Annotated in this window: 9 protein-coding genes and 1 pseudogene; 2 read left to right on the forward strand and 8 right to left on the reverse strand. The window is 63.5% G+C overall.

What is annotated here, in order from left to right; all coding sequences use genetic code 11:
* Nucleotides 1–196: 196 nt before the first annotated feature.
* Nucleotides 197–664 carry a GNAT family N-acetyltransferase gene (locus tag ACXJ7R_RS21335; protein WP_457153579.1) on the reverse strand — a complete coding sequence of 156 codons (468 nt, stop codon included), beginning with the start codon at nt 662–664 and terminating at the stop codon, nt 197–199.
* A 286-nt stretch (nt 665–950) separates the two neighbouring features.
* Between ACXJ7R_RS21335 and ACXJ7R_RS21340 the strand changes: the two genes are divergently transcribed.
* Nucleotides 951–1541: a cation transporter gene (locus ACXJ7R_RS21340; RefSeq protein WP_457153586.1), complete on the forward strand. Its 591-nt coding sequence runs from the start codon at nt 951–953 to the stop codon at nt 1539–1541.
* 12 nt (nt 1542–1553) lie between these two features.
* On the opposite strand, the gene ACXJ7R_RS21345 is transcribed toward ACXJ7R_RS21340, so the two are convergent.
* The 4 genes from ACXJ7R_RS21345 to ACXJ7R_RS21360 are packed head-to-tail and all read right to left on the reverse strand — an operon-like array spanning nt 1554 to nt 4084.
* Nucleotides 1554–2294: an SDR family oxidoreductase gene (locus ACXJ7R_RS21345; protein WP_457153580.1), complete on the reverse strand. Its 741-nt coding sequence runs from the start codon at nt 2292–2294 to the stop codon at nt 1554–1556.
* A 17-nt stretch (nt 2295–2311) separates the two neighbouring features.
* Complete coding sequence (locus ACXJ7R_RS21350; RefSeq protein WP_095091155.1) at nt 2312–3301, reverse strand: aldo/keto reductase; 990 nt, start codon at nt 3299–3301, stop codon at nt 2312–2314.
* A gap of 12 nt (nt 3302–3313) precedes the next feature.
* The gene (locus ACXJ7R_RS21355) at nt 3314–3685 is read right to left on the reverse strand and encodes a DUF2255 family protein (protein ID WP_457153581.1); all 372 of its coding nucleotides are present in this window, start codon (nt 3683–3685) and stop codon (nt 3314–3316) included.
* A gap of 3 nt (nt 3686–3688) precedes the next feature.
* Entirely contained in the window at nt 3689–4084 is a 396-nt protein-coding gene (locus ACXJ7R_RS21360; protein ID WP_457153582.1) for a (R)-mandelonitrile lyase, read from the reverse strand.
* A 155-nt stretch (nt 4085–4239) separates the two neighbouring features.
* Here ACXJ7R_RS21360 and ACXJ7R_RS21365 point away from each other — a divergent pair, with 155 nt between their 5' ends.
* On the forward strand, nt 4240–5133 hold the full coding sequence (locus tag ACXJ7R_RS21365; RefSeq protein WP_457153583.1) for a LysR family transcriptional regulator: 894 nt from the start codon (nt 4240–4242) through the stop codon (nt 5131–5133).
* Between the two features lie 104 nt (nt 5134–5237).
* On the opposite strand, the gene ACXJ7R_RS21370 is transcribed toward ACXJ7R_RS21365, so the two are convergent.
* From ACXJ7R_RS21370 to ACXJ7R_RS21380, 3 genes and pseudogenes are all read right to left on the reverse strand, one after another.
* Entirely contained in the window at nt 5238–5840 is a 603-nt protein-coding gene (locus ACXJ7R_RS21370) for an ATP-dependent DNA ligase (protein ID WP_457153584.1), read from the reverse strand.
* A gap of 274 nt (nt 5841–6114) precedes the next feature.
* Entirely contained in the window at nt 6115–6453 is a 339-nt protein-coding gene (locus ACXJ7R_RS21375; RefSeq protein WP_457153585.1) for a slr1659 superfamily regulator, read from the reverse strand.
* Nucleotides 6454–6469: 16 nt separating this feature from the next.
* Nucleotides 6470–6744, reverse strand: a pseudogene (locus tag ACXJ7R_RS21380) (slr1658 superfamily regulator); the annotation flags it as partial.

Below are 6744 nucleotides of genomic sequence, written 5' to 3' on the forward strand. Positions count from 1 at the left end.
CCCCTCTGTCCTGCCGGACATCTCCCCCACAAGGAGGGAGATTGGCAGCTTGGGCGCCGGCGCTCTTCCTGCGACATCCGCGATTAGCAAAGGCCGTGTGGTGGCGGCCGATCTCCCCCCTTGAGGGGGAGATGTCCGGCAGGACAGAGGGGACGCCACAGGGCGCTACCTTTGAGCCGTGTACTGGCCACCCACATCAGCCTGCCAGTTTCTTGCTCATATAGACCGTCACCCCGTTCATGAACGGCTCCTCCCGGTCGATTGTGTAGCCATGCTTTTTGTAGAGCGACACGTTGGCCTCGAAGGCGCCGTTGGTCAGCAGGCGAAGCGCGGGGCGGCCGGCTTCAGTCGCCCTCCGCTCGGCATGCTCCAGCAAAAGCCGGCCGATGCCCCTGCCCTGCGCCCGCGGTGCGACGCAGACATTCTCGATCCAGAGATGGTCGTCGGCCAGGATCGTTTCGATCATCCCGACAATGCCGTCCTCCTCGACGGCAAGATCGAACGGATGCTCGGCGACGGCCTTGTCGTAATCGGCGCGCATCGGCAGCGGCTCGCGGCCGATCACCGGCACCCATTTGGCATAGGCGGCGCGCACGATATCCCTGATCGCGGTGGCGTCCGCCGGCTCGGCCGGCCGAAGCCGGATGGAAGAATTGATGGTCATGAAAATGCTCCAGGGCATGAAAAAACCCGCCGGCGGATGTCGCGGGCGGGCTGGAAACGAACGAACCGGATCTATCGTGCCGGTCTTTGTCGTCGCGCAATCAGCTTGCCGCTCCGCACTGTGCAGGGGCGGCGTCGCTTGGTGTTGGCGGGCGCAAAGACGAACATGGGGGTCAAGCTGGAGCAGGAAGCGCGCCGCTGTCAAGACGGCCGCTCAATCGGCAATGTCTCACGTCATGGAATCCCTGTATGCCTTGCGGCAACGGCAATTGATCGATGGACAAGGGATGACGGGGACGCTGAGCAAAGCGGTGCGGATGGTCGCCATCCTGAACCTTGGCTATTTCGGCATCGAGTTTGCCGTGGCCGTTTGGATCAGATCGGTATCGCTGTTCGCGGACAGCATCGATTTTCTGGAGGACGCATCCGTCAACCTGCTGATCATGGTCGCGCTGGGCTGGACTATCCGCAATCGAGCGCGGCTCGGGATGGCGCTGGCGGGCGTACTTCTGATCCCGGCTTTGGCGACCCTTTGGACCGCTTGGGAGAAATTCAACGTTCCAATCCCGCCAGCGCCCGTTCCGCTGACGCTTACCGCGGCCGGCGCGATCCTCGTCAACCTGACATGCGCGCTCTTGCTCGCTCGCTATCGCCATCACAGCGGCAGTCTTACCCATGCGGCCTTCCTGTCGGCCCGCAACGATGTCCTGGCGAATGTCTCGATCATTGCTGCCGGCCTGGTCACGGCCTTCGTGTGGAACTCAGCCTGGCCAGATATCATCGTTGGCCTCGCAATCGCAGTCATGAATGCGGACGCCGCCCGCGAGGTCTTCACGGCTGCAAGACGCGAGTTCGCGCAAAGCCATATTTCAAGCTGAGGCACTGCGCCTTCAATACTCCTGCGCCGTCGGCCGGAACAGGATCTCGTTGATGTCGACCTCGTCCGGCTGGCTCATGGCGAACACCACTGTCCTGGCGAAGGAATCGGCAGGGATGGCCACCCGGTCGTAGAGTGCGCGCACGCCTTCGGCGACATCGGGTTCGGTGACGCTGTCGGGCAATTCGGTCGCCACGGCACCCGGCGAGATGATGGTGGTGCGGATGTTGTAGGGTTTTACCTCCTGCCGCAGGCCCTCCGAGATGATGCGCACCGCGTGCTTGGTCGCGGAATAGACAGCGCCGCCCGGCCCCACCTTGTGGCCGGCGACCGACGAGACGTTGATGATATGGCCGCTCTTCTGCGTCTTCATGTGGGGGAGCGCCGCGGCTATGCCGTAGAGCACGCCCTTGATGTTGACGTCGATCATCCGGTCCCAGTCCTCGACCTTGCCGCGTTCCAGCGGCGAGTGCGGCATCAGGCCGGCATTGTTGACGATGACGTCGACGCGGCCATGAGTTTCGACCGCATGGTCGACAAGCCGCCGGACCTGGCCGACATCGGTGACGTCGGTCGCCAGGATGGCGTCTTTGCCCAGCAACAGCCCTGCCGCCAGCGCCTCGAGCCGGTCGAGGCGTCGTGCGCCCAGCACCAGCTTTGCGCCCTCCTTGGCCAGAAGCCGCGCGGCGGCCTCACCGAGCCCGCTGCTGGCGCCGGTGATGACTACCACCTTGCCCTTGATGTTCTCTGTCATGGGATTTTCCTTCCGCTTCAGCGATCGATCCTCGCCGCTTGTTGTGGTGAATAGCGCTCTCCCTGCACGGCAATCGCCGAGACCGCGTTCTCGATGTCGCGAAGATCGTCCACGCTGAGCACAACGGCGGCCGATCCGATGTTCTCCTCGAGGCGATTGAGCTTCGTGGTGCCGGGGATCGGGACGATCCATGGCTTGCGAGCCAGCAACCAGGCGAGCGCGACCTGTGCCGGGGTCACCTTCTTCCCGGCTGCGATCTTGACGATCGCATCGACCAGCGCCTGGTTCGCCTTGCGGGCCTCCTCTGCAAAACGCGGAACCGTGTTTCGGAAGTCGCTGCTGTCGAACGTCGTGCTGGCGTCGATGGCGCCGGTGAGGAAGCCCTTGCCCAGCGGGCTGAAGGGCACGAAGCCGATCCCCAGTTCTTCCAGGACCGGCAGGATCGCCTCCTCGGGTTCACGCCACCACAGCGAGTATTCGCTCTGCAATGCCGTGACCGGCTGCACCGCATGCGCACGACGGATGGTGCGCACGCCCGCTTCCGAGAGGCCGAAATGCTTCACCTTGCCTTGGCTGATCAAGTCCTTCACCGCGCCGGCCACCTCTTCGATAGGCACGACCGGATCGACGCGGTGCTGGTAGAGGAGGTCGATATGGTCGGTCCTAAGCCGCTTTAGCGACGCCTCGACGACCTCGCGAATATGCCCCGGCCGGCTGTCCATGCCGTCGTGTCCGGCTGTACCGGCAATGTCGATGCCGAACTTGGTGGCAATCACCACCTGGTCGCGGATCGGCTGCAGCGCCTCGCCGACGACCTCCTCGTTCTTGAACGGGCCATAGACCTCCGCGGTGTCGAAGAAGGTGACGCCGCGCTCGAACGCGGAGCGGATCAGGCGGACAGCATCCGGCGTGTCCATCGGTTGCCCGTATGAATGGCTCATCCCCATGCAGCCCAGCCCGATGGCCGAGACTTCGAGGCCACCCTGGCCCAGTTTGCGCTTTTGCATCTCAGTTCTCCTTCATGTCTTCGCTAGGATTCTGACGGTCGCGGCGCGGGCGCGCGCGCTGATCATCGGGGCGAGGTATGGGCTCGCCGCATATTTCGCCCGGTAGGCATCGTCGATGCGGTCGTTGACCGGCCCTTCGACTGCTTCGAAGGTGACATCCCTGGTCATGCCGGCGGCGGTGATCCGACCGGCCTTCTGCTTGATCGCAGCCTGGTACCAACGCGACTTCTGGCCGTTGTAGCCGCGCACATAGAGTTCGCCTTCGGTCACCACCGACCAGATCCAGGTCGGCGTGCCAAAGGTCACGCGATCATCGCGCAGCGGCGCGATGTGCAGATCGTCGGTCGCGGCGATCCTGCCGAGTTCGTCCTTCGGCCACGTCATTTGTCACCTACCATACTGCGCGTCGCCGACGTGCTCCATCCAGTCGACGGCCTTGCCGTCCAGCGCTTCCTGGACGGCGATGTGGGTCATGGCTGTGGTCGGTGCCGCGCCATGCCAGTGCTTCTCGCCCGGCTCGAAGCGAACAACGTCGCCCGGCCGGATGTCTTCGACCGGGCTGCCCTCGCGCTGCACGCGGCCGCAGCCGGCGGTGACGATCAGCGTCTGGCCGAGCGGATGGGTGTGCCAGGCGGTGCGCGCGCCGGGCTCGAAGGTAACGGCGTTGCCGGCCGCACGCGCCGGCGCGATGGCTTGAAACAGCGGATCGATGCGCACCGTGCCGGTGAACCAGTCGCCCGGCCCCTTGCCCGAGGCTTGAGAGCCGCTTCGATTGATATCCATGGGTTTTATCCCTTCTCGACGCGGCGCCAGACACGGCCGCCGGCCTCGGAGCCGCCGCCTTTGGGCCGCCCGATTGCGATGATGCCTATTTAAGGCCTGCGATTGATCGCGATTAGCTGCTATATCCGGCATGTACTTATGAGAAGGGCTCATGAATGCCGCGCGACAATCTGAACGAGCTGACCGCCTTCCTCGCCGTCGCGCGTGAGCGGAGCTTCACCCGAGCGGCAGCCAGGCTGGGCGTCTCGCAATCGGCGCTCAGCCACACATTGCGGGCGCTGGAGGAGCGGCTGGGCGTGCGGCTCCTGACCCGCACAACGCGCAGCGTATCGCCGACCGAGGCGGGCGAGCGCCTGGCTCGCAGCATCGGGCCGAGGCTCGACGAGATCGAGATGGAACTCGCCGCCTTGAGCGCATTGCGCGAAAAGCCCGCCGGCACCATCCGCATCACCTCCGGCGAGCACGCCGCCGATGCGGTCCTGTGGCCGGCGATCGCCAGGCTGCTGCCCGACTATCCCGACATCAGGATCGAGATCATCGTCGATTACGGCCTGACCGACATCGTCGCCGAGCGCTACGACGCCGGCGTGCGGCTTGGCGAACAGGTGGCGCGCGACATGATCGCGGTGCGCATCGGCCCCGACATGCGCATGGCGGTGGTCGGCGCGCCGGCCTACTTCGCCGCCCGGCCAAAGCCGCGCGCGCCGCAGGACCTGACCACCCACAATTGCATCAATCTGCGGCTACCGACCTATGGCGGGCTCTATGCCTGGGAATTCGAGAAGGCGGATCGCGAACTGAAGGTGCGGGTCGAGGGCCAGCTGGTGTTCAACACTGCCGCGCTGCGGTTGAATGCCGTGCTTGCCGGCTTGGGTCTTGCCTATTTGCCCGAGGACCAGGTGACGACCGATCTGGCCGACGGCCGACTGGTGCGGGTGCTGGCCGACTGGTGCCCGCCCTTCCCCGGCTACCACCTCTATTACCCCAGCCGGCGACAGGCGACGCCGGCCTTCTCGCTGCTGGTCGATGCCTTGCGCTACCGCGGCTAGATGGAGTTGACGAAAGTATCTGGTGGAAGACGAGCGGCCGAGCAACGACCTCGGCATGTTCTAACTTATGTCACCTAAAAGTGCGCAGTGGCTTTGGGCCCAATTCAGGAACCGGCCTCCTCGAAATATTTGGCCTTCAGCCATGTGTTCGACGGTCCGCTCCTGTAGCGGCTGTCGGTGCGCTTCGAGATGATGATCTCAAGCTTGTCGATGGCGCGGAAGATCGCCAGCGCATTGCCCTCGAAATGCTCGCTGTACTGGATCTTGCCGAGACCGTGCTCGACCAGTTGCCACAGCGCCTGCTTGCGCTGCAGCAGGGGCAAGGACGTTAGATTGCGACCGTTGAGATGGAGGATGTCGAACGCGACGAACACCAGCCGGCTCGGTTCGTTCCAGATAGCCGCTTCCAGCGCAGGGCAATCGGAAGCGCCCTGCTCGCCCGGCACAATGACCTCGCCGTCGATAATGGCAGACCGGCATGGCAGCTCGGCGGCCAGCGCGATGGGCCAGTATTTCGTGGTCCAGTCTCGGCCGTTCTTGCTGTAGAGACGCACGCCGCCTTTATCGATGATGATCTGCGTTCGGTACCCGTCAAGCTTGACCTCGTGGACCCATCCCTCACCTTCGGGCGGCCGCTCGACCAGAGTCGGGATCTGCGGCGGAATAAATTCCAGCCGGCCGCCGATGACCTTGGCACGCTTACTCAATGACGCCACCTTTGACCGAGCAACGGCGGCTGATCGGCACAGGCAGCCCGACATCCTCCCAACCTGGACGCCTGCCGCCTGTGCCGAGCCCCCGCCGAGCATTGCCAGCATCTGCGCACGGGGCCGGATTGTCGTTAGCTTCGCATCCAAAAATTTATCCTGGCGTACATATCGCACGCGGTGCGGCGCTCTTGCACCATCACCGACTGGCCTGTCCTATCCAGGATTGCAGCCAACCCACGCAGTCCCCTGTCAAATTTCGGGCGACCCTGGTTTAGTCCATCAAAAGGACCAGGGCGGGATGCAGCTTCTTGAGGTTCGGCAATGATTTCGATTGCCAGGGTATGTCGGGCGTTCCACGCACGACGAGCCGAACTTCGGGATGCTTGCGCACCTCGATGGTAAATTTCGCCAGCAGGTTGATGCCGGAAGAGTTGAGAAAGTGGAGGTCCTTCAAGTTGAGCGTAATGGACGGGGGATTTGCGGCAAGAACACTGGTCGCCAAAGCCGTGACAGGCGCACCGGCTTCGGAACTTGCAAGCCGCATGGCGCCGTCGAAGAAAATTTCGCTTCCTTCGATCCACACGCGGTAGTCGTCTGTCTTGATTTCCATGGCCTTGCTTCGTGACCTAGTTGTGAGTTTGCGAGATCGGAATGGAGGCATATGTCTCCAGGCAAATCCGATCGGTTTCGTCGACGGAGCTGAATATCCAGGCCAGGCGTGCGCCATAGTCGCTCATCAACGTCAGCAATCCGAGTCCGGAGCCTGTCACGTCGGGGTTGGCAGCATTCGCTTCAATTCGCTGTATCAGCAGGTCTCTGGGGTCCCCAACCGTGATGTCCGCCAGGAGACTTTGGAACTCGGACGCGTCTTCACCATCGAGGTCATTCGACACCTTGAGCT

The sequence above is a fragment of the Mesorhizobium sp. P5_C1 genome, assembly GCF_054049815.1.

What these genes read in the sequence shown, in the direction of transcription:
- ACXJ7R_RS21335 (WP_457153579.1), bottom strand. Translation starts at nt 664, where the DNA reads ATGACCATCAATTCTTCCATCCGGCTTCGGCCGGCCGAGCCGGCGGAC.
- ACXJ7R_RS21340 (WP_457153586.1), top strand. Translation starts at nt 951, where the DNA reads ATGACGGGGACGCTGAGCAAAGCGGTGCGGATGGTCGCCATCCTGAAC.
- ACXJ7R_RS21345 (WP_457153580.1), bottom strand. Translation starts at nt 2,294, where the DNA reads ATGACAGAGAACATCAAGGGCAAGGTGGTAGTCATCACCGGCGCCAGC.
- ACXJ7R_RS21350 (WP_095091155.1), bottom strand. Translation starts at nt 3,301, where the DNA reads ATGCAAAAGCGCAAACTGGGCCAGGGTGGCCTCGAAGTCTCGGCCATC.
- ACXJ7R_RS21355 (WP_457153581.1), bottom strand. Translation starts at nt 3,685, where the DNA reads ATGACGTGGCCGAAGGACGAACTCGGCAGGATCGCCGCGACCGACGAT.
- ACXJ7R_RS21360 (WP_457153582.1), bottom strand. Translation starts at nt 4,084, where the DNA reads ATGGATATCAATCGAAGCGGCTCTCAAGCCTCGGGCAAGGGGCCGGGC.
- ACXJ7R_RS21365 (WP_457153583.1), top strand. Translation starts at nt 4,240, where the DNA reads ATGCCGCGCGACAATCTGAACGAGCTGACCGCCTTCCTCGCCGTCGCG.
- ACXJ7R_RS21375 (WP_457153585.1), bottom strand. Translation starts at nt 6,453, where the DNA reads ATGGAAATCAAGACAGACGACTACCGCGTGTGGATCGAAGGAAGCGAA.